Source organism: Adhaeribacter soli (assembly GCF_008727925.1).
In the GTDB taxonomy this organism is placed as follows: domain Bacteria; phylum Bacteroidota; class Bacteroidia; order Cytophagales; family Hymenobacteraceae; genus Adhaeribacter_A; species Adhaeribacter_A soli.
In genome coordinates, this window is sequence record NZ_VTWT01000009.1 from 1 (window position 1) to 25,741 (window position 25,741).

Genomic DNA, 25,741 nt, shown 5'->3' on the forward strand with positions numbered 1-25,741 from the left:
TTCCCAGTGGCCGGTAGCGTAGGGTTTAAACCCTACGCTACCGGCCACTGGGAATTTTTCATTGCCGTCTGCTTTAGCTGACGGATTAAAGCCCTCCATTTCAGAAGTTTCCCGTAAAAGAGAAGAAAAACTAATAACCTTTTCTTCAGAAGCATTATGGCAAACCCTGAAATCATAGATATTACGCCGGCCGACCTTACGAATTACGCCGGATTCTGGCGCCGCGCGGCTGCCCTTTTCATCGATCTGCTTATTCTTTCGGTTCCTACTTATTTTCTGGCGGTAATGCTAAGCGACGATCCCGCGGTCAGTACCAACACAACGGAAACGGTACGGACGCATGCTATCAACGTTTACAACATGGTTAGCTTACTTATAAACTGGCTCTATTTTTCGATCATGGAAAGCTCGCCCCGGCAGGCCACATTCGGTAAACAGGCCGTGGGCATTTTTGTAACCGACCTGGCCGGAAACCGCATTTCCTTCGGCAAAGCAACCTTGCGTTATTTTGCCAAGGTACTTTCCAGCCTTACGTTATTGATCGGCTATTTAATGGCTGCCTTTACCGAGCGCAAACAGGCCTTGCACGACTTTATTGCCGGCACCCTTGTGTTAAGCAAAGAGTAGGATTTTTCCTCAGAAAAGTACCAGCAACCCATTTGCAAGCTGTTCGTTAATTCAACTTGGCGTAGTATGCGCCATTCCTGAATCTATGAACACAGTAGTCCAACTTCCCCAGCCTGGTATCGATGCCTTTCCGTTTCAAACGATATTAAGCTTTTCTCCGATAATTGAATACTGGAAGGCCAAAACCAACGACCCCAACAAAGCCTTGTCGCTGGTAGCCCGGCAGATTGCCAAAGAACTGAAAGACGCCCCTGAATTATTAGAACCGATCGAAAACTTTGAAGTACTGGAAAAGCATTACGAACTGGTTGGCCTGCTCATGTCGGCCATTTTCCCGCCGGCCACATTCGAAACCGAAACCGTGGGCGCTATTACGCCTTTGCAGGATTTCAGCTTTTATTTTTCGCCCAAATTTTCCGAGATTATTCTGAACGAAGACCATCATTTAAAGCAACCGCTGAACATGGATGCTGAAACCCGCCGGTATTACCTTACCCGGCTGGCGTACCTGCTCATTCTCGAAAAATTCTACCACATTCCCCAGCCGGCCCGCGAACCTCTGATCTTTACCATTCCCGATTACAAAACCGGCCTGTACCGCCACTACAACATCGAACTGAACGCTTCATTCCTGAAAGTGCGGCACGATGGCCCGGTGCAGGAACTTAGCCAGGAGGCCATTACGAGCCTTTACGACAACTTTCACGACCTGAACCTGTGGCTGGAGATCCTGCCGCCGGACCAGTTTACGCTGGAAGGCTTTTACATCATGAAAATGATCGATGTAACCGACCAGGAAGTACTTTCTTCGCTTAAATACGACCTGCTGCAAACCGATGTGATGCTGGCGGCCGACCGGTTCGAGCAATTGCAGGAAAAGATTCGGGTACTCTTCCGGCGGCCGAATTTACAATTAGGAGTAACCGCTTTCCATAAAGACCGCAATACCTTCGTAAACTTCGGCGATAAAATTAACCATAGCTTTCTGGTGCAACCGGCTACCGGCGAACCCAATTTTACTCGTGAGTTCCGCTTTTTATACAAGCAACTCATGCTCGACAACAAACCGCTGGTGGTAAAAGATGTGGCTACTTCCAACCTGCCGGAAAAGGTAAAAAAAGAACTGCTCCGCCTCGGCATCAACAACATTATTCTGGTATTGCTTCGCTCCCACGACGAAACCCTGGGCATTCTGGAACTTGGCTCGCCCAACCCTAACGACCTGGACAATTTTTCGCTGGCTAAGATCGAGCAGTTCCTGCCCTTGTTTTCGGTAGCCGTAAAACGGAATGCCGAAGAGATCGAAAACCGGGTGCAGGCCATTATCAAAGAAAGGTTCACAGCCATTCACCCGGTACTGGAGTGGCGCTTCCGCGAAGCGGCCATCAACATGATCGAAAATGCCGAGAACGGTAAATTCCCGGATATGGAGCCCATCGTTTTTTCGGAAGTCTACCCCCTGTACGGCGTTTCCGACGTCCGCGGCTCTTCCACCGAGCGGAGCAACGCCATTCAGGAAGACCTGATCGAGCACCTGCACCTGGCCGAAAACATCCTGAAAGCCGCTATCCAGCACCGCGAATTGCCCATTCTGGACGAACTTAAATTCTTCATTTCCAAAAACCTGCGCAAACTGAAGCACGGCCTGTTTTCGGAAGATGAAGTAAGCATTTTCGAATCCATTAAAACCGAAGTGGAACCGCTGTTCGAGTACCTGGATGCCACCCTGCCCGAAGTAAGGCCGGCCATTAAAGCGTATTGGGATGCTATGGACCCGAAACTGGGTATTTTGTACAAGCGCCGGAAAAACTTCGAAGAAAGCCTGACCACCTTAAACGAAGCCATTTCCGACCTGCTGGACGAGGAAGAAGAAAAAGCCCAGGCCATGTACCCGCACTATTTCCAGAAGTACAAGACCGACGGCGTAGAGCACAACATTTACGTAGGTGCTTCGCTGGTAGCAGGCCAGCCCTTCGATACGGTAGTGCTTAAAAACCTCCGGCTCTGGCAACTCATGATGATGTGCCGCATTTCCAAAACTACTGCCACATTGAAACAGGACCTGAAGGTTTGCCTCGATACCACGCACCTGATCCTGATCTACGGGCAACCGCTTTCCATCCGCTTCCGCCTCGACGAGCGACAGTTCGACGTGGACGGCGCCTACAACATCCGGTACGAGATTCTGAAGAAGCGCATCGATAAGGCATACCTGGCCAACTCCGATGAGCGGCTTACGCAGCCCGGAAAAATTGCCATTGTGTATTCCCAGGCCAAAGAAGCCACCGAATACCTCGAATACATCGATTACCTGCAGCATAAAGGGGTTCTGACCGATGAGATCGAGAACGTGGAAATTGAAGAGCTTCAGGGGGTAAAAGGGTTGCAGGCCTTGCGGGTTAAAGTGAAACTCTAACCCATTCCCCTTGCTTTTTCAACCATTCACGAACAAAACACGGCATTTCCTTCATTTTGCTTTACTTTGCATTTGCCTGTGTTAAATAATACCTATATTCAGGCCTGCAATCTTATGTTGGTAAGAACATAATTAAATTTCGTTTCTTACGGATGCGAAGAAGAAAACTTAATTATGCTCCAAGTGCTGCCGGGTATGGCATCCCGGTGTTTCAAATAAAATGAAGAAATTACTATTCCTGCTCCTCTTTTTTTCCGCTTTAAAACTCACCGCCTGCCCGCAAACCGACTCCAGGCTGGATAGCTTGCTGCAGGCTTTACCCACCGCCTCCGGAAATGACCGGGTTAATATCCTGAACCAACTTTGCTGGCTTAACCGGGAGCTTTCACCGGATAAGGCAATAACCTACAGCAAACAAGCCCAGGAACTGGCAAAAAAGAATGGATTCCGCAAGGGACTGGCACAGGCTTATAAAAATTCGGGGATCTTATTTTATGACAAAGGTAATTTCGACCAGGCGCTGGAATTCTATAACCTGGCTTTACCGATCCGGGAGGAACTGAAAGACCAATCCGGTATTGCCTCTTTGTATAATAATATTGCCCTGGTGCAGGATGCCCGCGGCGATCACAAAGGCTCCCTGGCCAGCCATTTAAAAAGCCTCCGGATCTACGAAAGTCTGGGCGATAAACCGGGTATCAGCCAGACCCTGAATAACATAGCCGTAGTACACCAACGCTCGGGAGACCTCGAAACCGCCCTGGCCTACCAGCACCGGTCGCTAAAAATAAAAAAAGAAATTCACGACCGCCTGGGCCATGCCACAGCCCTGTTAAACATTGCTACCATTTACGAAGGCCTGAATCAACTCGACAAAGCGTTGGCCTATTCTGAAAAAGCCTTGGCTGACCTTCGCCAGCTGGACCATAAAGAATACCTGGCTGCCGTGTTAAACAACCTGGCTATATTATACATGAAGTCTAACCGGCACGTGCAAGGCCTTACGTGTGCTCAAGAGGCCTACCACCTTATTAAGGAAACCGGCAACCGCAAGGCCGAAGCGGCCATGCTGCTTACCATGGGCGAAATATACACCGCGGAACAGGATTTTACCACTGCCGAAAATTACTACCGCAAAGGCCTTGCTCTGGCCCGAAGCATGGACCAGCAACCCGTAATGGCCGATGCCTACGAATTGCTGGCCAAAAACCAGGCTGCCAGGCAAAACTACCGGCAGGCTTTCGAATCGGTTCGCCAGTATGCCAGCGTAAAAGATTCGCTTTTCAATAAAAACATGAGCGACCAGCTGAATTCCTTGCAACAGCGCTACGAGAACCTGAAGCAAGCCGACCAGATTGCCCTTTTAAACCGCCAGAAAGAGATCCAGCGCCTGAATATCCGGCAACAGGAACTCCTGCTCAGAGAGCAAAAAAGCCAGCTATTATACTTGTCCTGCTTATTGATCGCAATAGTAATTATTGCGGCCTTCCTGTATAGCCGGCGCCGGTTAAAGCAGCATTTGAAGGAAAAGCAATTATTGCTCGTTACCCAGAAACAGCGTTCCCTGGCCGTGGTGGAAGCAGAAGAAAAGGAACGCAAACGCATTGGGTCCGACCTCCACGATGGCCTGGGCCAGTTGCTTTCCATTGCGCGTTTAAACCTCTCGGGCCTGAAGGAAGATCTGGATACGGCCAGTGAAATGCAGCAACAGCTGCTTCAGAATGCCCTGGATGTTCTGGATGAAGCCTTAAGAGAAGTCCGCGTTATTTCGCATAACCTTGCTTCCGATCCGCTCCGACAACAGGGAATTGCGCGGGCGGTTCAGCTTCTCCTCGACCAGATAAGCCAGACCGACCGTTATACCATTCATTTCGAAGCCATTGGTTTAAAGGAAGAACCGGTACCTCAGTTTATAGAAAAAGTAGTTTACCGCGTTATCCAAGAGTGCCTGAGCAATATTCTGAAGCACGCCCAGGCCACCCACATTTCCCTGCAACTGATCCGGCACGAACATGAACTTACCGTCATGATCGAAGATAACGGCCGTGGGTTCGACCTCCATGAAATAAACCAGAAGCCCGGCATCGGGTTAAAAAATATCCGTTCCCGCGTGGAGTACCTGAACGGTACGGTCCATTTCGATTCCGACCCGACGCGCGGAACGATCATCAGCATTGCCATTCCCTTATTATCCACCGCTTCACCTACTATGCAAAATCATGAACCAATCTCTACGCAGCATCCGCTTACTACTCGTTGACGATAACCCGATGATGATTTCCGGCCTGAAAATGCTGCTCCGGCAGGAAGCCGGGATCTATATATGCGGCGATGCCCCAAATGGCAAGGAAGCGCTGGAAAAGCTGGAATATCTGGATGCTGATATTGTAATTACGGATATAAACATGCCCGTAATGAACGGGATAGAACTTACCGCCCAGATAAAAATCCGGTTTCCGTTGGTACAGGTAATTGCCCTAACCATGTATAGCGACCCGATCTATGTAAAAGACATTATGGAGGCAGGTGCTTCCGGTTACGTGTTAAAAAACACCAGCCGCGCCGAGCTCCGGGAAGCCATTATGCTGGTAGCTGCCGACAATACCTATTTCAATAACGAAATAGCGGGTTCGGTTTTAGACGCCATGCTCGATTTTCCCAAAACTAAAAACAACGGTTTTGAAGAAAGCCACCTGGTAACGCTCACGGAGCGGGAACAAAGTATTCTGCAACTTTCATCTGAAGGCCACAGCCTGGAAACGATAAGCCGGAAACTGGCCTTGCAGCTACCCACCATCGAGATGTGCCTGAAAAACATATACCGGAAAACGAACACCAAAAACAATAAGGAACTGCTGAATTACGGAAAGATCCACAACCTGATACGGTCAACGCCGGCGTAAAGCCCGGAGCTTTTTAAGGCGCCGGCGCCGTTCCCGGAAATAAAAGAATTGTTCGAGTTGCGGCACCAGCACTACTACCAGGGCACACCAGAAAATACCCGCCGAAAGCCCGGCCAGTACGTCGGTGGCATAATGCACGTTCAGGTAAACCCGGCTGAAACCGATCAGAAGTTGCCAGCAGACCAGAAAGCCGCACGCCAGCCAACGAACCAATTTATCAGGGGTATTTTTCCAGATCAGGTAAACCACGATGCCGTAAAAAGCAGCCCCGATCATGGCATGGCCGCTCGGGAAGCTGAAACCGCCTTGCGGATAAAAAGCGGTAACCGGGCGTTCCCGGCCGAAAGAGTTTTTCAGATACTGGTTTAAGGCAGCGCTTCCGGCGGTAGACAGGAAAATGTAAAGCGAATACCACCGCCACTTTTTAAAGAACAGAAAAAATAAAATGAGCGCTACCGGTACCGAAACAAAGAAACGGACCGAACCAAAGTAGGTCACAACTTTCATAACCTCTGTGAATCTGTCCGAACGCAATTCAGCTACTAGTTCGAAAGCAGCCTGATCGAAAGCCTGGTTCCGGGAGAGAAACACCTGCCAGGTGAGATAGAAGAAAAAGGAAAAGGACAGAAAGAAAAGCCCCAGTAATAAAAGCGCTTCTAAGGTAAAGAAGGTCCAGAAAGTAAGTTCTCTTTTCTTTTCGTGCCGCATACTTCCGGTTAACTTTTACCTGCAACGGAAGTTTGGGTTTCCTGTTTCGCAACCCAAAAAAATTATGGAGCGGTATTCAATAAATTTTCGGCCGGAAAACGGTAGGTTTTAAAACAAAAAAGCCGATCGGTTAAGATCGGCTTTTAAGACAGATGCTTCGTGCATCGTGCGCACGGGGAGACTCGAACTCCCACGGGACAACTCCCACAGGCTTCTGAGACCTGCACGTCTACCAGTTCCGCCACGTGCGCATTCGGTAGACTAAAACCGGTCCGGGAAACCCTTTTTCGATTTAGTGTTGCAAAGGTACGCTTATAAATTTATAATTTGCAATACTTAGGCAAAAAAAATTATTCTGTTTTTACGACTGCTTCCTGCACGATCGGGTCCAGATTCCGCCGCGAATACCTTTCCATTCTCCTTAAACCATAGATCCCTAATATAACCCACAGAAAACCAGCGGCAAAGCCAGCCATTACATCGGTAGCGTAGTGCACGTGCAGATAAACCCGGCTGCAACCGATGAGAAAAATAGTTGCAATTAAAATAAACGTGAACAAATGGTGCAGCCGCCTGTCCTGGATATTATGCCAGGAAAGGTAGATCAGTAGCCCGTAAAACGAAGCACTTACCATGGAATGTCCGCTCGGGAAACTCAAGCCTGAAGCTTCTACCAGATGCGGAATAATAGGCCGCTGACGGTTAAAGAAATACTTGGTAACCAGGTTCAGGGTAATGCTGCCCACGGCAATAACCGGCACTTTAAGCGAATACCAACGGTGCTTTTTAATGAAAAGGAAGTACACGATCAGGATAATGGCAGCTCCGGTAATAAAGGGCGCCGAACCCAGAAAAGAAAAGAACACCGCTACCGAAGTTAAAAAAGGTGTGGCAATGGTATCCATGTAATGAAAAGCGGCCTGGTCGAAGTACACTTCCCGGCCGCCCAGAATTTCGCGGCCCAGCAGCAGGAAAACAATAATGCAGGTCAGAAATAAAGCCAGAACTACGATCAGTTCCACGGTAAAAAGCGCGAACATGGCCGCCAGTCGGATCCAGGCCCGCTCAATAACTTTCCTCATAAGGCAAAAACAGTAGGTTCAGGGAGTAAAAAACTAAGTTTAGCCTGAAATTTAAATAAAATTCGACAGGGTTACCGCTCTTTTAGCGCACATCTTCGTAAAAAGTTATTCTTTAAGCCCGGAAAATCTACGCTATGAAACATTACGCCCGGTTATTTGTTGCCGCTCCGCTCCCGGAAACCGTTGTTTCGGCCCTCCAGCATTACTTGCCCGGTTTCGAGGTGCCCGGCGTTCGGATCGTACCGGAAGAAAACTGGCACCTGACCCTGCATTTCATTGGCAACGTGCCGCACAACCAGGTTCCGGAAATAAGCGCGAAGCTTTCCGAAATAGCGGCCGGCTTTAATCCGTTTCAATTAAAATTATTGCGGGTTTCGCCCGGTCCGAACAAAAAAACGCCCCGCCTGGTCTGGGCGCAATTTGCCGAAGATAAAAGCTTTGAAAAACTGGTGCGGGCTACCACGTTGGCTTTAGGAGCAAAAGTCCAGAACCAGCACCCGATCCCGCACGTAACCCTGGCGCGTTTGTCTAAAGAAAACCCGCCGCGCAACTTGCCGGTACTCGCCGCCACCGAAAACCTGACGCTGGAAGTAAAAGAACTGGCCTTATGGGAATCGGAGCTCCGGCAACCGCACCCGCGTTACAGCGTATTGCAGCAATTTCCGCTGGGCATTTAAAAGCTCAGCGTTCCTGAAAACAAGCTTAATTCCTTATGAAAGTATCCGACATCAGCCGCATTGTGCAGAAACTGCAAAGCCAGGGTTTAACCGTGGCCTTTGCCGAAAGCTGTACCGCCGGCCTTCTGGCTTCCGAATTTGTAAAAGGCAAAGGCACCGGCAGCGTCTTGCTGGGCAGCATTGTAACCTACAACGAGATGGTAAAGCAAACCCTGCTAGGCGTAAAAAAACAAACCATTTCGCTTTACACCTGTGAATCGCAGCAGGTAACGAACGAAATGGTAATGGGCCTGCACAAATTACTCAAAGCCGACATCAGCGTTGCCGTTACCGGCCTGGCCGACTCCGGCGCTTCCGAATCCGAAGACAAACCCGTAGGCACCGTCTTTTTTTCCGTTTATTACAAGGGCAAAGTAGATGAGTTCCGCGAAGAATTTGACGGCACCACCGAACAGATCCGCAAACAGGCAGTAGAATTCATTTTCCAGAAACTGGAAGACATCCACGAAAAGCATTTTTCATAATCAGAATCAGGATTTGCAGGATTTAAGGATTTTCAGGACTATTGCCTGAATCAGAATTTACAGAATTTATAGAATTTACAGAATCCTGGTTTTAAAAAATTTGCACGGACCAAAGCATATCCGATCAGAGTAAATGAGGAATTAAGGCAGAAACTTGAATTCCAAAAGCTCCCCTCCTTTTTTCAAGGAGGGGCAGGGGTGGTTCTGTATCATGCAGCACCACCGTACGCTTCAGAGAACCGAATGGATGAAAATTATTCCGTCATCTCGACGTCAGGAGAGATCCCATCAAGTTGGTAATACCTTTTATTCAGGACTTTCTTCTTTAATCCGAAAATTTGGCTTCAAGGAGCGTTTTGTTTTCTCCTTCTGCCGAGATGACTTACAATACTAAATTTCCGTAATTTCGACCAAACCTAACCCACCAGGAAAACTCCCCGCCTTTGCAAAACAACTTCAACCGGATAGCTCCTTTTTACGACTTCCTGGCCAGACGCATCTTCGGCAAAGCCATTCAGAATTCCCAAACCTGGCTCCTGCCCTTCGTTCCCGAAAATGCCAACGTCCTCATCATCGGCGGCGGCACCGGCTGGATCTTGACCGAATTCCTGAAACACACCAACTGCCGTTCGATCCTGTACCTGGAAGCCTCTGGGAAAATGCTGGAACTGAGCAAAAAACGGTATGATAAAGCCCAGAAAACCACCACCGATGTAGCATTCCGCCTCGGCACCGAAACCGTATTAAAGCCCGAAGAAACCTTCGATGTAGTTTTCACTGGCTTTCTGTTCGACCTTTTTCAACCCGAACCCTTACACGACTTAATGACCAGGCTGAACGCACACCTGAAGCCCGGCGGCAGTTGGCTGGTAGCCGACTTTGAGCCCAAAAACGCTACCAGTTTCTGGCAAAAAAGCCTGCTGAAAAGCATGATCCTGTTCTTTAAACTTACCGCCAACCTGCAGGCCAACGAGCTACCCGACCTGGAAAAAGAATTCGCCCACTTTCCTTTAAACCTTCAGCAGCAAAAGTTCTTTTATAAGAAATTGATTGCGGCCGGCGTTTACCGGAAACAGTAGGCTTTTCACCCTAAAAAGTAAAACTGCCAGGTTGCTGCTTTTCGAATGAAGCCCACAATTCGTACCTTAGCCTGTTTACCGATCCAATACTATGAAATTCCTGACCTGCCTTTTAGTTGCTTCCTTTTTCAGTTTAGAGCTTTTGGCGCAGACCGATACCCGCTATACGCTTGCCTTCCCGAATGCCGTGCACCACGAAGCGCAGGTTACGGCCACTTTCTCCGGCATTAAAGCGCCGGTGCTGGAAGCGCGCATGGCCCGTTCCTCGCCGGGCCGGTATGCGCTGCACGAATTTGCCAAGAACGTGTACACCGTAAAAGCCGAAGACAGCAAAGGCAATCAACTGAAAATTACCCGGCCAAACCCGCACCAGTGGAACGTTTCGGGTCACGACGGTACCGTAAAAATAACCTACACCCTTTTCGGCGACCGCACCGACGGCACCTACGCCAGCATCGACGAAACGCACGCCCACCTGAACGCGCCGGCTACGTTCATGTACGCGCAGGGCTTCGAACAAAAACCTTCGTTTATAAAATTTGAGCTTCCTGCCGAAAAGAACTGGACAATTGCTACCCAATTGAAACCGGAAAATCAGCCCAACACGTATTCCGCACCCAATTTCCAGTACCTCATGGATTCTCCCGTTAAAATAGCCGATATGATGTGGCGCGAATGGCAGGTGCAGGACAAAGGCAAAACCAAAACGATCCGCTTTGCGCTCCACCACAACGGCACGGCTGCAGAATTCGATAAGTATGTGGAAGAAACCAGGAAAATCGTAAAAGAGGGACAAGCGGCATTCGGCGAACTGCCCGATTTCGATTTCGGCAACTACACCTTTATAGGCTGCTACATGTCCCACGCCGCCGGCGACGGCATGGAACACCGCAATTCTACGATCCTGACTTCACCACGCCCCTTAAAAACTTCCGCTTCCGATAACCTGGGTACCGTTTCGCACGAGTTCGTGCATGCCTGGAACGTGGAACGCATCCGGCCGAAAAACCTCGAACCTTTCAACTTTGCCGATGCCAACATGAGCGATGCCCTCTGGTTTGCCGAAGGCGTAACGAACTACCTGGACGATCTGCTTCTTTGCCGTACCGGCGCCCTCAGTCAGGAAGATTATGCCAAAACCATAGGCAACAGCCTTAACTACTTCCTGCTGCTGCCGGGTAAAAACTCATATTCGCCGGTGGAAATGAGCATTCAGGCGCCCTTTGTGGATGCCGCCCGTTCCGTGGACCCGACCAACCGCCTGAACACCTATGTGTCATATTACAATTACGGCGACGTACTTGGCCTGGCCCTCGACCTGATGCTCCGTTCCCGGTACAACACTTCGCTGGATGCCTACATGCAATTGCTCTGGCAAACCTACGGGAAGCCCGAAAAGCCCTACGACCTGCCGGAACTGGAACAGGCATTAGCCCAGCTCACCAAAAACGAAGCTTTCGCCAGTGAATTCTTCCAGAAACACGTTTACGGCCACGTATTACCCGATTTTAATGATTTGCTCCGGGAGGCCGGTTTTGAATTACGTGCTGCCAAACCTGGCGAAGCCTCCCTGGGATATGCCCCGCTCTCATTTTCCGGCAACCGCGCTACCCTGCAGACCGGCACCATCCTGGATTCGCCCCTTTACAAAGCCGGCGTAGAAAACGAAGATGTGCTGTTAAAACTGGCCGGCAAAACTCTGAAAAGCGACCAGGACCTGAAAAGCCTCCTCAAGAAGCACAAGCCCGGCGATACAATAGAACTGGAGTTTGAGCAACGCGGCCAGCGCAAAACGGCTAAGATTACCCTGATCGAAAACCCGGCCGTAGAAGTGGTGGCCATAGAAAAAACCGGAAAACCCTTAACCGACAAAGCAAAGCAGCTAAGAAATGGATGGTTAAGCCCGAAGAGTTAATAAATAACTGACGTTACGCAAGCAGGAGAAGAGTCCCCCTTTGGAGGGGGTAGGGGGAGGATTTTTACATTATTTGATTTTCAAAAATGATCAGATAAATCTCCTGTCCTCCCCCTACCCCCTCCAAAGGCAGGGCCGTTTCATTCTACGAAACTCTCCCCTTCAGGGGAGCCAGAGGGGTGTAAACTACCGGTATATCCTTGCAGAAACAGCCCTTTTGAGGCTATCGCCTCACTGAAGTTGAAAACTTCAGGCTATTTGTAGGTCCAAGTTACCGCTTCGCTCAAACTTAAACCAGCAATTTTGTGAATGAAACGGCCCTGTCTCTAAAGGGGGACTTAAAAAAAAATGCTTAACGTCAGTAAATAAGTAAGCGGACAATCTTAGTTTGAATAATGTAATGTTCACTCAATGTCCTTCTGGAAGTCGTAGTGGTTTAAAGTAAATTTGTTCGCTTAGGTAAAGGCTTGAAGCCGAAGAAAACCGCTTCGTTGAACAGGAATACTTATTTTACCGTTTAATCGTTTAAGAAAAGTACAGCAGAATTTTATAACTTGCTGAATCTGAAAGTTGCTGCCCTATGAAACTGAAATTTGCTTTTATTGCCCTCTTCTCCGCTTTTGGCCTGAATACGTTTGCCCAGTCTGAAAAAACCGCGCTGGAAACAATGCCGGTTGCAACCGTGGCTCCTGACAGCGCCGTGCAAACCAAAGTAGCCGAAAACAAGCCTGAAGGCACCAAAACAGTAGTGCAGGCGCCGAAAAAAGTATTTTACAACTTATCGGCCGGAGCCGGCTTCAGCAATTTCGGCAACTACACTTATATTTCGCCTTCGGTTTTTTACCGCCTGAACCCGAAGTGGAGCGTTTTCACCAGCTTAACCTACCTCAACGGCAATTTCAGTTATTTTGGCGGGGATAACCGCCAGCCGATGGCCACTAAAAATTACCTGCTGCACGCCGGCGCCGCCTACGATGTAAACGATAAGCTTCGGCTTTCCGGCAGCGTATGGCGCGATTTTTCCGGCGCAACCACCCAGTTCAACAACAGCGGTTTCCGTCAGCCGGCCATTTACGGTACTGAATTTCATGCCCGGTATAAAATCACCGAGAACCTGTCGGTTTCCGGCGGCATCCGGACTACCAACGGCAATTTCTATTCTCCCTATAACTATAATTCCTATTACAGCCCTTCGCCTTTCCTGGGCTTCTAGAAGCTATCTCAAAAAACTGTCATCCTGAGCGATAGCGAAGGACCTCGTTGGCTCTCAGCACCAAAGCCAGATTTAAAGTTTTTACCAGGAGCCGACGGGTTGTTTCTCTATTTTTCAACATTACTGCCATTATTGAGATAGCCTCTACTCTCTTTTCAGAAATCAGAAGCTTTTCCTACCGCCGCCTGTAAATGGATAAAATTACCTACCTCCGCAACGAGCACCTGAATACCATAAAACCCGGTTATCCGGGCAATAAGCTCATAAACGGCAGGTTTGCGAACGGCGAGGAATTTTACGCGCCTTCTTTTTTAACGGTGCTGAAGTGGAAACTCGGCCCGAAGCCCCAGGCAGCAGAAAAAGCGAACGATACTTTCAGGGTAGATGTAAAGCCTTTACTGGCAGACACTTTTTCGGGAAAAGAAGATACGATTATCTGGCTGGGCCACGCTACTTTTTACATCCGCTTAAACGGCGTTTCCTTTTTAACCGATCCGGTTTTATTTGACATTCCGTTGCTGAAGCGCAAAAGCGACCTGCCCTGCCAGCCCGAAGAGATCAAAAACCTCGACTTCCTGCTGCTTTCGCACGGCCACCGCGACCACCTCGACGAACGTTCCATCAAAACGCTCATCCGCCAGAACCCCAATCTGAAAGCACTGGCTCCGCTTAAAATGCACCAATTGCTGAAGGAATTTGCGCCGGAACTGCCCGTGGAAGAAGCCGGCTGGTTTCAGCAGTTTTCGCCGGAACTCACCAAAGGCTCAGATGTATTTTATTTACCGGCCCGCCACTGGCACCGACGCGGCCTATTCGATATAAACAAAATTCTCTGGGGCAGTTTCCTGTTAAGAACCAAAGGCAAAACCGTTTTCTTCGCCGGCGATTCCGCTTCTGGTCCGCACTTTTCCGAAATTCATGAATTGTTCGGCAGTCCGGATTATTGCCTGATGCCGATCGGTGCCTATAAACCGGCCTTTCTGATGCAAAAAAGCCATCTAAACCCGCGGGAGGCCGCAGTTGCTTTCAACCAGTTAGTCGGCAAACATTTTATTCCCATGCACTTCGGCACCTTCGAGTTATCTGACGAACCGGCCTCAGAACCGATCAGAATCATAAAAGAACTGGCCGCAACAGGCAAGCTTTCAGGCAAACTGATCGCGCCGGCAGTGGGCGAGGTTATTTCGATCTGATTTTGCTCCTTTATAAGAATCTCTTTTTAAAAATCAGGCTTTTCCAAGCTTGCCCCTGTTGATGTTTTTACCATAGCAGTCAGGCCAGGAAATAGTGGGGTATTTGATCGTAGAGACGCACTATAGTGCGTCTTTTTAATATTGCGCCATCCCTGAGTGAGGCCGAAGGAACTAACGCATACCGACCCCAAACGAAAGGCATTTATTACAGCTACGCTGGGTCCATTCGACTCCCGTCTCAGGAATACTCAAATGCCATAGCAGTAACCAAAAGTTTAGCTCCGCTGAATCTTCGATTTCTTCGACAAGCTCAGAATGACCTGCTTTTTGGCTTTAGTTGATGGCAATGGTGAAATCATTGCAAAGGCTTTTCTAGCTGAAGGAAACAGGAAAAAGCAGTTACCAAATCCGAAGTAACCTATTCCACCCGCTTTTCCTTATATTTGCCCTACGCTATTTCCAATTCCGAAAATACATGTCGCCACAACTCATAATGGGCATTATTATCGCCTATTTCTGTATCCTGATCTTTATTTCCCTTATAACCAGCAAGAACACCGATTCGCAGGCATTCTTTCTGGCCAACAAGCAATCGCCCTGGTTTATCGTGGCCTTTGGCATGATCGGTACTTCGCTTTCGGGGGTAACGTTCATTTCCATTCCCGGAACGGTGGCTACCAATGCCTTTTCGTATTTGCAGCTGGTGCTCGGGTATTTGCTGGGTTACCTGGTAATTGCCACCATCTTAATGCCGCTATATTACCGCCTGAACCTGGTTTCCATTTACACTTACCTGGAGCAGCGGTTTGGCTACTGGAGCTATAAAACCGGCGCTTTTTTCTTTTTGCTTTCCCGCACCATTGGCGCAGCCTTGCGCCTTTACGTGGTGGCCGGCGTGCTGCAGCTGGCCGTTTTCGACACCCTGGGTATCCCCTTCTGGCTCAACGTTTTAATTACCATTATGCTCATCTGGGTTTATACCTTCCGGGGCGGCATGAAAACCATTATCTGGACCGATACTTTCCAGACCCTGGCCATGCTCATTTGCGTGGGAACCAGCATCGTGCTCATTTCGCAGGAACTGGATTTGAGTTTTCAGGGCATGATCAATACCATTTCGGAAAGTAAATACTCGCAAACCTTTTTCTGGGAGCCGAAAGACAGCAAATATTTCCTGAAGCAATTCTTTTCCGGCGCCTTTATTACTATTGTAATGACGGGCCTGGACCAGGACATGATGCAGAAAAATCTGAGCTGCAAGAACATCGGCGAAGCGCAGAAAAACATGTTCTGGTTCAGCATCATTCTGGTATTCGTGAATATTTTCTTCCTGGCCCTGGGCGCGCTGCTTTACATTTATGCCGAACAAAAAGGCATTGCATTACCGGCCAAAGGCGACGACGTTTTCCCCTTCCTGGCTTTAAATCATTTTAACATGGTGGCCAGCATCGCTTTTATAATCGGGATCACTGCCATTACCTACGCCTCCGCCGATTCGGCCTTAACCGCGCTTACCACTTCTTTCTGTGTCGATTTCCTGGATTTTGCCAAACGCGACGAACACCAGCGCGTGCGTTACCGTTACGCGGTGCACTTAGGTTTCTCTTTCCTGCTCATGCTCGTGATCCTGATCTTCCGGGCTATAAACGACCAGAGCGTAATTGCGGCCGTGTTTAAAGTAGCCGGTTACACCTACGGTCCGTTGCTTGGGCTATATTCTTTCGGCCTGTTTACCAAACGTCACCTCCGCGATAAATGGGTACCGCTGGTTTGCGTGGTTTGCCCGATCCTGACCTACATAACCAATGCGAACTCCAAAGAATGGCTCTGGGGCTATGAGTTCGGCTTCGAAATTTTAATGCTAAACGGCTTCCTGACCTTTATGGGACTACTATTCATTTCCAGCCGTCGGCCGGAGCAGGTTTCGGCACTGATGCCGGTAGCACCGTAAAACGATAGGATTTCTGCTGAAAAAACCGAAAGGCTACTAAAATGAAGCATTAAAAGCCCTGCTCCCGTTTTCCTGAAAAAACTAAAAATCCCTGAACTGCCCTATTCCGGCAATTCAGGGATTTTTAGTTTGCAGATAGTGTCCGACCAATTTATTTTATAGTATTTGCCTGACGGAATTTGTAATCCCACTTTTTTACAAATCAACTTGGCAATGCAGTATGTTACCCTCACTGCGAGCCTTTCTCACAAATATTTCCGAATGTGATTATTCTCTTCAATCCAAAACCGGCTATTGTAACTAACGAAATTGCATAAAGGCCACTTCCTGCTGGTTCAGGTTAGTTAGAAACCGGTAAAGTGCGCATTTGCAAAAGGCAATAAAAAAAACAGTTCCTGAAGACTTTATTCCAGCCGGTACTTTAACATGGTTTTAAAGCCCGCTCCTTTAATTTCTTTTTCTTTCTGAAAAGTTAATCGTAGTACAATATAACGCTACAGTAGTTACTGCTCCTTTATCAACTACCCCCCATTCAGTCAGGGAATGGGGTGGTCAAGTTGCTTCCGAGGCAATCTAATTCCAGTTTCAACCCAATAAAACAACAAGCTTTTGCTGGTTGACGCCACCTGCTGCCTTTTAAATGTTCTTTAACTATAATTCTATCCTATGAAAACAAACTTACCTAAAAAGAATCCTAATACAAACAAAGCCATCCAGGTTAAATCAGGCTATCGCGTTCTCTTTTTGCTTTCAGCGTTCCTGTTAAGCTCGGTATTAGCCAATGGGCAGACAAAAATATGGAACAAGGCTTTTGGTGGCTCTGCCAACGATGAACTGGAGTTCCTTGAATATACCAACGATGGCGGATATATTCTGGGCGGTTCTTCCGCATCAGGAAGCAGCGGAAACAAAACCCAGCCCAGCCGGGGAGGCATGGATTACTGGGTCGTAAAGATCAGTTCTCAGGGCAAAAAACAATGGGATAAGCGGTTTGGCGGCTCCGGGCGCGATGAACTGAAGGTTATCCGGCAAACCTGCGACGGCGGCTACATCCTGGGCGGCTCCTCCGACTCTCCGGAAAGCGGCGACAAATCGCAAAACAGGCGCGGCACAGTTGGTACCGATTACTGGGTGGTAAAAATTAGTTCCAAAGGCAAAAAGCAATGGGATAAAACTCTCGGCGGAACCAGTACAGATGGTTTAACCGACCTAATCCAAACCAAAGACGAGGGCTTTTTACTGGGCGGCTGGTCCAGCTCCGGAAGCGGCAAAGATAAATCCGAAGCTTCCCGGGGCGGCAACGATTTCTGGGTGGTAAAACTAACCAGTTCAGGATCAAAAAGCTGGGATAAAACGTTCGGCGGTAATTCTGCGGACGATCTTAAGGCCGTTCTTCAGACCCCGGATGGTGGTTACCTGCTGGGCGGCGCCTCGGTTTCGGTAGTAAGTGGCGACAAAACCGACCCGCAGAAAAGGTTTTGCGATGATGAATGCGAGTTCGATATGTGGATAGTGAAAATTGATGCTAAAGGCAGGAAAATGTGGGACCGAACCATCGGCGGTGTTGGCGGAGAGCAAGGTGAAGGCGTGCAGGCAATGGTCAGTACCAAAGATGGCGGCTATTTGCTGGGGGGAACTTCGGATTCGGGGGCCGGGGCCGATAAAACAGAACCAAATAAAGGCTTTTACTCCGACTCCCAGGATTTCTGGGTGGTGAAAATAAATGCTACCGGAGTTATTCAATGGGATAGAACGATTGGCGGCCCCGGCAATGAGGCGCTTGGAGCCATGGTAGAAACCAAAGACGGCGGATTTCTTTTAGGGGGCCGCTCCAATTCTGATATTGGCGGCGACAAAACCGAAGCGCCCAAAGACAACGACATCAACTACGATGATTACTGGATAGTAAGGCTGACTGCTACGGGCAACAAACTCTGGGACAAGACCTATGGGGGCAGCGGCGACGATAAACTTACCACTCTGGACAAAGCCGGCCCGAACAAATATGTAATAGGCGGTAGTTCCGATTCCCCGATAAGCGGCGACAGAACCAAACAAAATTTTGGCGGCTACGATTATTGGGTGGTAAAACTCGAGGAGAATGTCCACACTGCGCCAGAACTATCCATTACCTCTGCCCCAGGTTCCAATATTCAATCCCTGGCCTCCTGGCAGGCGTATCCGAATCCTTTAACTACCAGCACTACCCTTGCCTTCACGCTTCCGGAAACGCAAGAATATACCCTGGAAGTGTACAATTTGAACGGCGAACTGGTGAAACGCTGGCCTTCAGCCAGAGCTGAAGCAGGCCAGCAGGTACAAATAGCCTGGGCCCCATTCCGGGCAAAAAACGGCCTTTATACTGCCCTGCTAATAACCAAATATGGCGTACAACACCTGCATTTAATTAAGAAGTAACGGATCTGAAAAGAGAAAGCCCTGCAGGATGAACCTGCAGGGCTTTTCTGATTTACTTCGCAGACCTAACGTTTCAATCTTCGAACTTTTTAACCCAAGATTTTCTACAGTTGGAGCAGTTTTACAAGTTTCATTTTAAGCGATTCGTACAATTCGATTCCCATTCGGTCTATTGAAAATAATTATTCATGTCCTTCACATAAGAGTTCTGTATTCCTCTATTTTAAATATTTTAATAGAAAACAGCTTATCAATCTTTGCTCTTTATTTCCATAATATCGAGATAACAGCAAAATTGATCAAAAATTATTACTGCTTACTGAATTATTACTTTCATTACTTGTACGTTCTCTTCCAACACTACTCTAAGCAGGTAAACTCCAGGGGCAAGTCCGGTAGATTCTATTAAAACCCCCTGCTTATTTCTTCGACTTTGTCTTGTTTTAATTGGTTGCCCAGTTAAAGTAAAGAGCTGAGCTGTAACGTTTTCAGCAAATCCTTTCACCTTAACTTCAAAATTTCCTTGACTTGGATTTGGGAAAACGCTTATCCCTTTAACAACTTGTGCTTCCTTTATGCCAGTAGGATAACTTATAGAAATATTATCCAGGTGAAAACCGTAAGAAACTGCATCTGCTATCGTACCGCCGGTGCCGAAAAAAGCAATCATTATCTCCTGCCCGGCGTATGCACCCAGTGAAAAGGAATAAGGTGTGAGCACATTGGTAAGGCTGCCAACCGTAGTTGCGTTAAAGGAGTAAATAAGGCGGTAGGTTTTCCCGCAATCTGTAGAAACTAATACCTGTACGCTATCATCTGTACCAGCCATGCCCAGCGGAGCCGGGTTTTGGGTTCCCCAATTTGTAATAGCAGCATCGAACATTAACTGGGAAGAAGCAGTAGCGGTAAATTTTGGACCGATGAGCCAGTCCCGCTGCCAGGTATCATGCAAATACAACTCAGCTGTAGCGTTCCCGGAAGATCCAAGGCCAGTGGCGGCACCCCAATAGGGGGCTGGGGCAACTACCGGAACCTGACCGTAAGCCTCGCGCCATTCCGGGAAGACAGTGCTGAGGTTGGTACCGTTATAACCGGTGAAATCTACTGCTGAAGGACCAGAAACTACCGGGTAACGGATGCGTATGGCGTTTGTCGTGTCGTTGGTGGGTATGTTATCGCCGGCAATGGTGATATATGCTTTAAATTGATACGTTCCTGCCGGTACCATATTCAGCCCGGGCGTTAGAACTACGGTTTGGGAAGCGCCCCCAGCCAGGGTTCCGGAATTAAGGACCGCCGAAAAGGTTGCGTTAGACGCGCCGCTTACTTCTACGGTAACGGTAGCATTGTGAAGTCCAAAATCGATCTGGCTGGCATGGAAATTTTGCACTGTAACTTTTACTCCTTCGGCATTGGTGTAGCAGCCGGTAGTTAAAGGCGTTACCAAAGCAGTAACACCCAGATCAGCCGGCGGCGGGCTGCCAATAAAAATATCATCAACGTTAAAATCAAACTTATTAGGGTTGTTTATCAGGCCATCGGTTGCAAAAAGGGCTACAATAATTTCCTGCCCAGCATATTGGCCTAATGGAAAAGTAAAGGGGGTAAGGGTATTAGAAAGACCAGCAGTATTGCTGGCATCGAACGTATAAATAGGATTAAAAGAAATACCGCAGTCCGTGGATACCATAACCTGTACTTTATTATCGGTATTAGCCATGCCAGCATACATAGTCGGTCTGTTACCGGTAATTTCAGTAATAGCGGCTTTAAAACCAAATACCGTAGTGGCAAGGGGGACAATTTTGGGGCTGACCAGCCATTCATTCCTAAAGTTTGAAGTTAGCGGAATATATGCGCTTATATTCCCCGAAGGACCTAGCAGATTTTTGTTTCTCCAGCCATTAACCCTTAAGCCAGGAAAAATTGCACCCGTGGCTTCATACCAGCCTGGAAAGATAGTGGAAAGATTACTATTCCCCCCTGTTGATACATACCCACTGAAATCACTGCTTTGCGGAAGCGGGTAAACGGCACTGGTTTGACGTGTAGCTTTAATCGTATCATTAACCGGAATATTATCGCCGGCCACGCTCGCCGAAGCAATAAAATTATACACACCTGCTGCCTGCATGTTAAGGGTTGGGCTAACCGTTACATTTTGCGAAGCCCAAGGCATAAGCGTACCACTGTTTATAGTAGCTGTAAGGGTATTTGGCAGATTAGGTCCCGTTACAGTTACCTGTACCTGAACCGGGTTAGTATTAAAATCAAGCAGGTTAGCGCCATAGTTCTTTATAGTGAGCACTACGTTCTCGGCCCCGCTGTAACATTTTTTTGGGACCGGGCTTTGCAGGGCTATCACCCCTAGATCGGTTACAGGCAAGATGCCAATGAAAATGTCATCGAGGTGAAAGGTATAATCGTAATTATTTATAACGCTGCCATCGGTAGCATAAAAAGCGAGAATTATATTCTGCCCGGCGTAAGCAGAGAGGTTTATTTGCTGATCAGTAAGCACGTTGGTAAGCCCTGCTGCTGAACTGGCGTTGAAAGAGTAGATCTCGTTAAAGGAAAGACCGCAATCCGTAGAAATCATTATCCGGACCGAATCATCGGTGCCGGCAATGCTGGGTACTGCCACATTGTTGCCGCTCAAAGAAGTTATGGCCGTTTTAAAACGTAACACCGTTCCGGAGCTTACCGTGAACTTCGGGCTTATCAGCCAGTGATGATTTTTCGAACTTCTTCGAAACCGGAATACTCCGGTAGTATTTCCCGCAGTTCCCAGATCAGAGGCGAAGCTCCAATCTGAACCTGAGGTTTGCCTTTTATTTCCGCCGGCTTCCGACCAGCCCGGGTATAAGCTGCCCAGGTTAAAAGCATTGAAGCCGGTAAAGTTTAGGTTTTGCGGTAATGCCACATTGGGCGGCACCTGGCGGCTTATCGCTACTATAAGAGAATCATTTGCCGTATTGCCGTCGCCGGCTATGGTTGCCGTGGCATTAAAAGTATAACTTCCGGCAGCGCTCATGTTGTAATTATTGGCTACGGAAACTACCTGGCTGCTGCCCGGAGCCAACGTGCCGGTATTTACCAGCACCGGCGGAAAGACGAGCGGGTTCGGGCCGCGTACTACAGCCTGCACGGTTACAGGAGTAGCCGCCAGGTTAAGCGGGTTGCTGCCGTTGTTTTTCAGGTTAAACCGTACCGGTTCGCTGGTGCCAAAACAGCCACTGGGTGGTGGAGTGGATAGGCCCGTTATGCGCACATCTACCGGCAATACCGGAGGTGGGGTAAACGTATAAATCTGACCCGTAGCCGGCCAGGTACTAAGGGTATCGGTTTCAGTGGTATAACTAACAGCAGGGTTAGGGCCGGTATTGTTCAGGGATAGAAAATTACCCGAGCCAATGGCTGGGCCGACAATACCGATAGAAGCGCTGCCGCCTAAAGGCGCATTGGCTTCCCGGCGGTAAAGGAATTCGATCTTATTCGTTCCTTCATAAAGTTTCACCTGGAAAGAAATTACGGGAATACTCCTAAAGAAATCCCACTCCATGTTTTCCCATTCAAAAGTAAAGATCTGGGCACCAGGCGGGCCGGTAGTTTGATAAGCAGTTCGTGAGTTTGGAAGACCTACATCTAAAGCATCCCAGAGAGGGGCAAGCAGTGGCCGCGAGGTAATAACTCCGGCTCCCTGACCACCGCTTTGTAAGTTATTTTGACTGGAATGGACCGCATTGGAATTAAAAGATAAAAAGCCGTGCAAACAAGCGTACACATCTGTGTAATTGGTTCCGGCAAAATTAAAAGTAAAACCAAGCGGCACCGGCTTTATTAATGGGTTGGTAGTAAACGAAACCACAGATGCTGAACCGCCCAGCGAAGTGTAATTTCCATTGGAGGCAGAAAACTGGTAATCGGAAACAAATTGAGCCTGAATGGCGGAAGCTGAAAGGAAACTCAGAAAACTGACCAGGAGAACAGTTCTAACTATAGGGGAGAATGTAAATTTATGCATAAGGGTGAGATTTAAAGTATTTTGCCTTAATCTATAAAAATAGATTAAGGCAAAATACTGCTTGATGAAAAGCACTTAATTAAAAATATTAAACCAATTTCTCATTGCAATACTTTGTAATTATTGCAATGATTATTGTTTTATCAGCTTAATTATTTTAATTCCATCAGGTGTATTTATATGCAAAACATAAAGACCAGGCTTAAGATTTTCGCCTAAACTAATGAAGGAATTAGCAGCAACCTGCTTTGAAAGAATCTTTTTACCCTCTATTGTTAAAATGGAAAGGTTGAAAGAATCGAATTTATGGCTTTTTACCTGCAATGAGCTTTGATTTGAAAATGGATTTGGAGCAAGTGTTACTTCAAAATCAGATTTATCGGCCACATTAGTTGGTGAGTGAGTACTGGTATTGCTTCCAGATAAACTTACCCTATATTGGCTTTCAGGGCAATACTTCAAGCAAACATCCTCCGTTACTTTTGGGTCTACAGCCTCGATGGAAGAATTATAACCAAGCGTTGCATCATTATCGACCAAGCTATAGTCCATCAAAATTTGTGAACTTCTTTCATTCAGTGGCCAGAAGCCTATTAGCTTGTCAAAGTTATTTGGACTACGTAGATTCTTAGCACTATTGATTTCATCTTCGGATCGATAGATCTGCCAAAATCTAACTTCATCTAATCTTCCGTATAATGGGTTTATTCTGCGCATCTCATCAAATCCCATAACCAACATTTCGGAATTATCAATGATACCAGTATTACTTCCTTTACCGACTATCACACCATCCAAGTAAAATACTACATCGCTACCATTGCGGCTTACAGCTACATGATGACACTTACCGTCATAGATTGAACTTTTAAACATGGAACTTTGAGTTGTCTGGCCTTGAATTGTCAATTCTAATGTTACTCCCTTTTCACCAATTGAGAAAATAAAACCAGTATCTTGCCAGTCGCCTTTTGAAATTAAAGCTGACTCTTTTTCTACACCTGGATCTATCGTAACCCACGCTTCAAGTGTAAAGTCTTTATCAAGAACGTTATACGCTGGATTATCTGGTGCTGTGATTCGATCATCCTTTCCATCGAAATAGAAATTACGGTTTTTACCAAAAACATGGAGCGGTAGGGTAGTAACCTTTGTACAATTACCAATGATTGCTGTATTTCTGACTGTATAAACGCCCGGTGTAGCAGGCGCGGTCATGCTGCAAAAGCTATTAGTACTATTACAGGAATTTACCACTGCCCCATTTTCATCTAAAATATCAAACGTATTGGAAGTTGTTGGTTCCAGTGGACCTACGAAGATCATATCCTCCGTGCAAACTCCGTCAACATATCCTTCAATGGTGAAATTGCCATTAGATACTTTTATTGGATGTTCATTATTGATCTGACAATTATTTCCAAAATCCGTAATAAAAGTTTTAAAAGTGTAATTTCCAGGCGAACTAAATGTTCCTCCTACATTATAGCTAACAGTCTGGCCAGCAGGGATGGTAACATTTCCTAATGCTGGGCCATAAACCTGGGAATAATTGCCCTGACCTGTTACGTTGTAACTAACTGATAAATTATGACTGGAAGTACAATCCAAATTTTGTACATGAATTGTATAGGAGCCAATATCACCAGCACAAAGAGCAGGGCTTGTGGAGGTTACCCAGGTTCTTATTGGATCTGTAATTGCTGTGATAGTTTTACGAGGACTTTCAACTCCCTGAGAATTAACAGCAGCCACATAATAATATTTAAATGTATTTAATGTTGCTATGTTAGGAGTGTATTGATTGGATGTACTTACCGGGGTTCCACCAGCTGGAACTGTATACCATTTATAAGCACATGCGCCGGAAGCAGTGAGCGTCAAGGAACCAGGACCGCACCTTGTCACGCAGTTTGGCGCTGTTGGCATAGCCGGAGCTACTGCCGGGCAGGCATCAAAACTTACATCGTCAATTAGAAGGTCACCTCCGTTCCCTCCATTTGGGTCACCATATACAATAAGGTGAACATGATAATTTGGAGTTAGCGTGCAAGGCGATGTCCATGTACCTTGTACCTTAACCCATGGGCCTAGCTCTGGTAAAGTAGGCGAGGCGGCTACTGTTACTTCAGGATACGTCTGTGAATTATCCATAGGCATCACCTTTAACTTTATTGACGGAAAATCAGGTAGGCCCCAACAAACGGCATTTTTGACATAAGCAGTAAAGGTGTAAGTGGTATTCGGCTGGATGTAAATTTCTTTCGTCTTAATTATATCTCCACCGCTGGTTCTCATATCAACAACCATCATTTTATTACCAGTACGTGGAGTACCCAAAAATTTTTGGTTAAATTGGGTTGCGTTGGAAGTAAACATATAGGTGCCGTTAGTACTACAACACGTAGTTTGACATGAATAACCGGAACCATGGGCAAAATATGTTCCTGGAGAACTGCAAGTAGAATTTTCAAAGCTGCCTTCAGGAAAAAGGTTGCCACAAGGAACTTGGGCAAAAGCCCCAATACCCATTAGGGTTAAGCTACTACCAAGGAAAACCTTCCTTAGTAGGGAAAGAGATAATTTTTTAATCACAGTTTTAGTTTAAAGGGTTTATATAAAATGAACTTTAAGCGTAAACTGATTTGCAGTAGATAATTTGAAGGGCGTTTGTTGTTGTGACAAATATATACAAAGCATAATATAAAACAACACAACTCAAATTATTTTTAAAATTATTTAAATCCTGGAACAAATATTAAGTAATCCATTTATTTTCAACAAAGTATCACCAATTAAAACAAGTGCCAATGTTGTTATGATGCATCAATTTTTATTAACAGATTTGCAAATCTTTAGACTAGTAAATTGTAAGCTGTTTAAACAAATTAAACCTAAAACCTACAAAGTAATCATAGGAAGACGCCCGAGGATGCATTAAAACTTGATAAATGTCTTAGCAACAAAAAACCGCAACTAAAGCTAGCTGCGGTTTTTTAGAAATGTATCGA

Annotated in this window: 16 protein-coding genes and 1 tRNA gene; 12 read left to right on the top strand and 5 right to left on the bottom strand. The window is 47.1% G+C overall.

The window, feature by feature from the left end:
- Positions 1 to 156: 156 nt before the first annotated feature.
- From F0P94_RS15335 to F0P94_RS15350, 4 genes are all read left to right on the top strand, one after another.
- Positions 157 to 627 (top strand): RDD family protein, encoded by a 471-nt coding sequence (locus tag F0P94_RS15335; RefSeq protein WP_150904794.1) that lies wholly within the window; start codon positions 157 to 159, stop codon positions 625 to 627.
- An 85-nt stretch (positions 628 to 712) separates the two neighbouring features.
- Positions 713 to 3,043, top strand: a complete 2,331-nt coding sequence (locus F0P94_RS15340; RefSeq protein ID WP_150904795.1) for a GAF domain-containing protein — start codon at positions 713 to 715, stop codon at positions 3,041 to 3,043.
- 220 nt (positions 3,044 to 3,263) lie between these two features.
- Entirely contained in the window at positions 3,264 to 5,303 is a 2,040-nt protein-coding gene (locus F0P94_RS15345) for a tetratricopeptide repeat-containing sensor histidine kinase (RefSeq protein WP_150904796.1), read from the top strand.
- Positions 5,263 to 5,946, top strand: coding sequence for a response regulator transcription factor (locus F0P94_RS15350; protein ID WP_150904797.1), 684 nt, complete (start codon positions 5,263 to 5,265; stop codon positions 5,944 to 5,946). Before F0P94_RS15345 ends, F0P94_RS15350 begins: the two co-directional genes overlap by 41 nt.
- Here F0P94_RS15350 and F0P94_RS15355 read toward each other — a convergent pair.
- The 3 genes from F0P94_RS15355 to F0P94_RS15365 all read right to left on the bottom strand — a co-directional run bounded on the left by F0P94_RS15355 (position 5,932) and on the right by F0P94_RS15365 (position 7,736).
- On the bottom strand, positions 5,932 to 6,654 hold the full coding sequence (locus tag F0P94_RS15355) for a phosphatase PAP2 family protein (RefSeq protein ID WP_150904798.1): 723 nt from the start codon (positions 6,652 to 6,654) through the stop codon (positions 5,932 to 5,934). The genes F0P94_RS15350 and F0P94_RS15355 overlap by 15 nt on opposite strands.
- 167 nt (positions 6,655 to 6,821) lie before the next feature.
- Positions 6,822 to 6,905: transfer RNA gene (locus F0P94_RS15360), tRNA-Leu, on the bottom strand.
- A gap of 99 nt (positions 6,906 to 7,004) precedes the next feature.
- Positions 7,005 to 7,736 carry a phosphatase PAP2 family protein gene (locus F0P94_RS15365; RefSeq protein ID WP_150904799.1) on the bottom strand — a complete coding sequence of 244 codons (732 nt, stop codon included), beginning with the start codon at positions 7,734 to 7,736 and terminating at the stop codon, positions 7,005 to 7,007.
- A 134-nt stretch (positions 7,737 to 7,870) separates the two neighbouring features.
- Here F0P94_RS15365 and thpR point away from each other — a divergent pair, with 134 nt between their 5' ends.
- From thpR to F0P94_RS15405, 8 genes are all read left to right on the top strand, one after another.
- On the top strand, positions 7,871 to 8,413 hold the full coding sequence (gene thpR, locus F0P94_RS15370; protein WP_150904800.1) for an RNA 2',3'-cyclic phosphodiesterase: 543 nt from the start codon (positions 7,871 to 7,873) through the stop codon (positions 8,411 to 8,413).
- A 35-nt stretch (positions 8,414 to 8,448) separates the two neighbouring features.
- The gene (locus F0P94_RS15375) at positions 8,449 to 8,937 is read left to right on the top strand and encodes a CinA family protein (RefSeq protein WP_150904801.1); all 489 of its coding nucleotides are present in this window, start codon (positions 8,449 to 8,451) and stop codon (positions 8,935 to 8,937) included.
- A 443-nt stretch (positions 8,938 to 9,380) separates the two neighbouring features.
- Positions 9,381 to 10,016 (top strand): class I SAM-dependent methyltransferase, encoded by a 636-nt coding sequence (locus F0P94_RS15380; protein ID WP_150904802.1) that lies wholly within the window; start codon positions 9,381 to 9,383, stop codon positions 10,014 to 10,016.
- 91 nt (positions 10,017 to 10,107) lie between these two features.
- The gene (locus F0P94_RS15385; protein ID WP_150904803.1) at positions 10,108 to 11,931 is read left to right on the top strand and encodes a M61 family metallopeptidase; all 1,824 of its coding nucleotides are present in this window, start codon (positions 10,108 to 10,110) and stop codon (positions 11,929 to 11,931) included.
- Positions 11,932 to 12,511: 580 nt separating this feature from the next.
- Positions 12,512 to 13,144 carry a hypothetical protein gene (locus tag F0P94_RS15390; RefSeq protein ID WP_150904804.1) on the top strand — a complete coding sequence of 211 codons (633 nt, stop codon included), beginning with the start codon at positions 12,512 to 12,514 and terminating at the stop codon, positions 13,142 to 13,144.
- A gap of 191 nt (positions 13,145 to 13,335) precedes the next feature.
- The gene (locus tag F0P94_RS15395; RefSeq protein ID WP_150904805.1) at positions 13,336 to 14,337 is read left to right on the top strand and encodes an MBL fold metallo-hydrolase; all 1,002 of its coding nucleotides are present in this window, start codon (positions 13,336 to 13,338) and stop codon (positions 14,335 to 14,337) included.
- Positions 14,338 to 14,812: 475 nt separating this feature from the next.
- Positions 14,813 to 16,288 carry a sodium:solute symporter gene (locus F0P94_RS15400; RefSeq protein ID WP_150904806.1) on the top strand — a complete coding sequence of 492 codons (1,476 nt, stop codon included), beginning with the start codon at positions 14,813 to 14,815 and terminating at the stop codon, positions 16,286 to 16,288.
- Between the two features lie 666 nt (positions 16,289 to 16,954).
- Entirely contained in the window at positions 16,955 to 18,706 is a 1,752-nt protein-coding gene (locus F0P94_RS15405; protein ID WP_150904807.1) for a T9SS type A sorting domain-containing protein, read from the top strand.
- A gap of 316 nt (positions 18,707 to 19,022) precedes the next feature.
- On the opposite strand, the gene F0P94_RS15410 is transcribed toward F0P94_RS15405, so the two are convergent.
- Together F0P94_RS15410 and F0P94_RS15415 are read right to left on the bottom strand one after the other, a co-directional pair.
- The gene (locus F0P94_RS15410) at positions 19,023 to 22,730 is read right to left on the bottom strand and encodes a T9SS-dependent choice-of-anchor J family protein (protein ID WP_150904808.1); all 3,708 of its coding nucleotides are present in this window, start codon (positions 22,728 to 22,730) and stop codon (positions 19,023 to 19,025) included.
- A gap of 132 nt (positions 22,731 to 22,862) precedes the next feature.
- A complete protein-coding gene (locus tag F0P94_RS15415) occupies positions 22,863 to 25,325 on the bottom strand; it encodes a LamG-like jellyroll fold domain-containing protein (protein WP_150904809.1) in 2,463 nt (820 codons plus the stop codon).
- Positions 25,326 to 25,741 lie beyond the last annotated feature (416 nt).

What these genes read in the sequence shown, in the direction of transcription:
- F0P94_RS15400 (WP_150904806.1), top strand. Translation starts at nt 14,813, where the DNA reads ATGTCGCCACAACTCATAATGGGCATTATTATCGCCTATTTCTGTATC.
- F0P94_RS15350 (WP_150904797.1), top strand. Translation starts at nt 5,263, where the DNA reads ATGAACCAATCTCTACGCAGCATCCGCTTACTACTCGTTGACGATAAC.
- F0P94_RS15375 (WP_150904801.1), top strand. Translation starts at nt 8,449, where the DNA reads ATGAAAGTATCCGACATCAGCCGCATTGTGCAGAAACTGCAAAGCCAG.
- F0P94_RS15365 (WP_150904799.1), bottom strand. Translation starts at nt 7,736, where the DNA reads ATGAGGAAAGTTATTGAGCGGGCCTGGATCCGACTGGCGGCCATGTTC.
- F0P94_RS15355 (WP_150904798.1), bottom strand. Translation starts at nt 6,654, where the DNA reads ATGCGGCACGAAAAGAAAAGAGAACTTACTTTCTGGACCTTCTTTACC.
- F0P94_RS15410 (WP_150904808.1), bottom strand. Translation starts at nt 22,730, where the DNA reads ATGCATAAATTTACATTCTCCCCTATAGTTAGAACTGTTCTCCTGGTC.
- F0P94_RS15385 (WP_150904803.1), top strand. Translation starts at nt 10,108, where the DNA reads ATGAAATTCCTGACCTGCCTTTTAGTTGCTTCCTTTTTCAGTTTAGAG.
- F0P94_RS15345 (WP_150904796.1), top strand. Translation starts at nt 3,264, where the DNA reads ATGAAGAAATTACTATTCCTGCTCCTCTTTTTTTCCGCTTTAAAACTC.
- thpR (WP_150904800.1), top strand. Translation starts at nt 7,871, where the DNA reads ATGAAACATTACGCCCGGTTATTTGTTGCCGCTCCGCTCCCGGAAACC.
- F0P94_RS15390 (WP_150904804.1), top strand. Translation starts at nt 12,512, where the DNA reads ATGAAACTGAAATTTGCTTTTATTGCCCTCTTCTCCGCTTTTGGCCTG.
- F0P94_RS15340 (WP_150904795.1), top strand. Translation starts at nt 713, where the DNA reads ATGAACACAGTAGTCCAACTTCCCCAGCCTGGTATCGATGCCTTTCCG.
- F0P94_RS15335 (WP_150904794.1), top strand. Translation starts at nt 157, where the DNA reads ATGGCAAACCCTGAAATCATAGATATTACGCCGGCCGACCTTACGAAT.
- F0P94_RS15405 (WP_150904807.1), top strand. Translation starts at nt 16,955, where the DNA reads ATGAAAACAAACTTACCTAAAAAGAATCCTAATACAAACAAAGCCATC.
- F0P94_RS15395 (WP_150904805.1), top strand. Translation starts at nt 13,336, where the DNA reads ATGGATAAAATTACCTACCTCCGCAACGAGCACCTGAATACCATAAAA.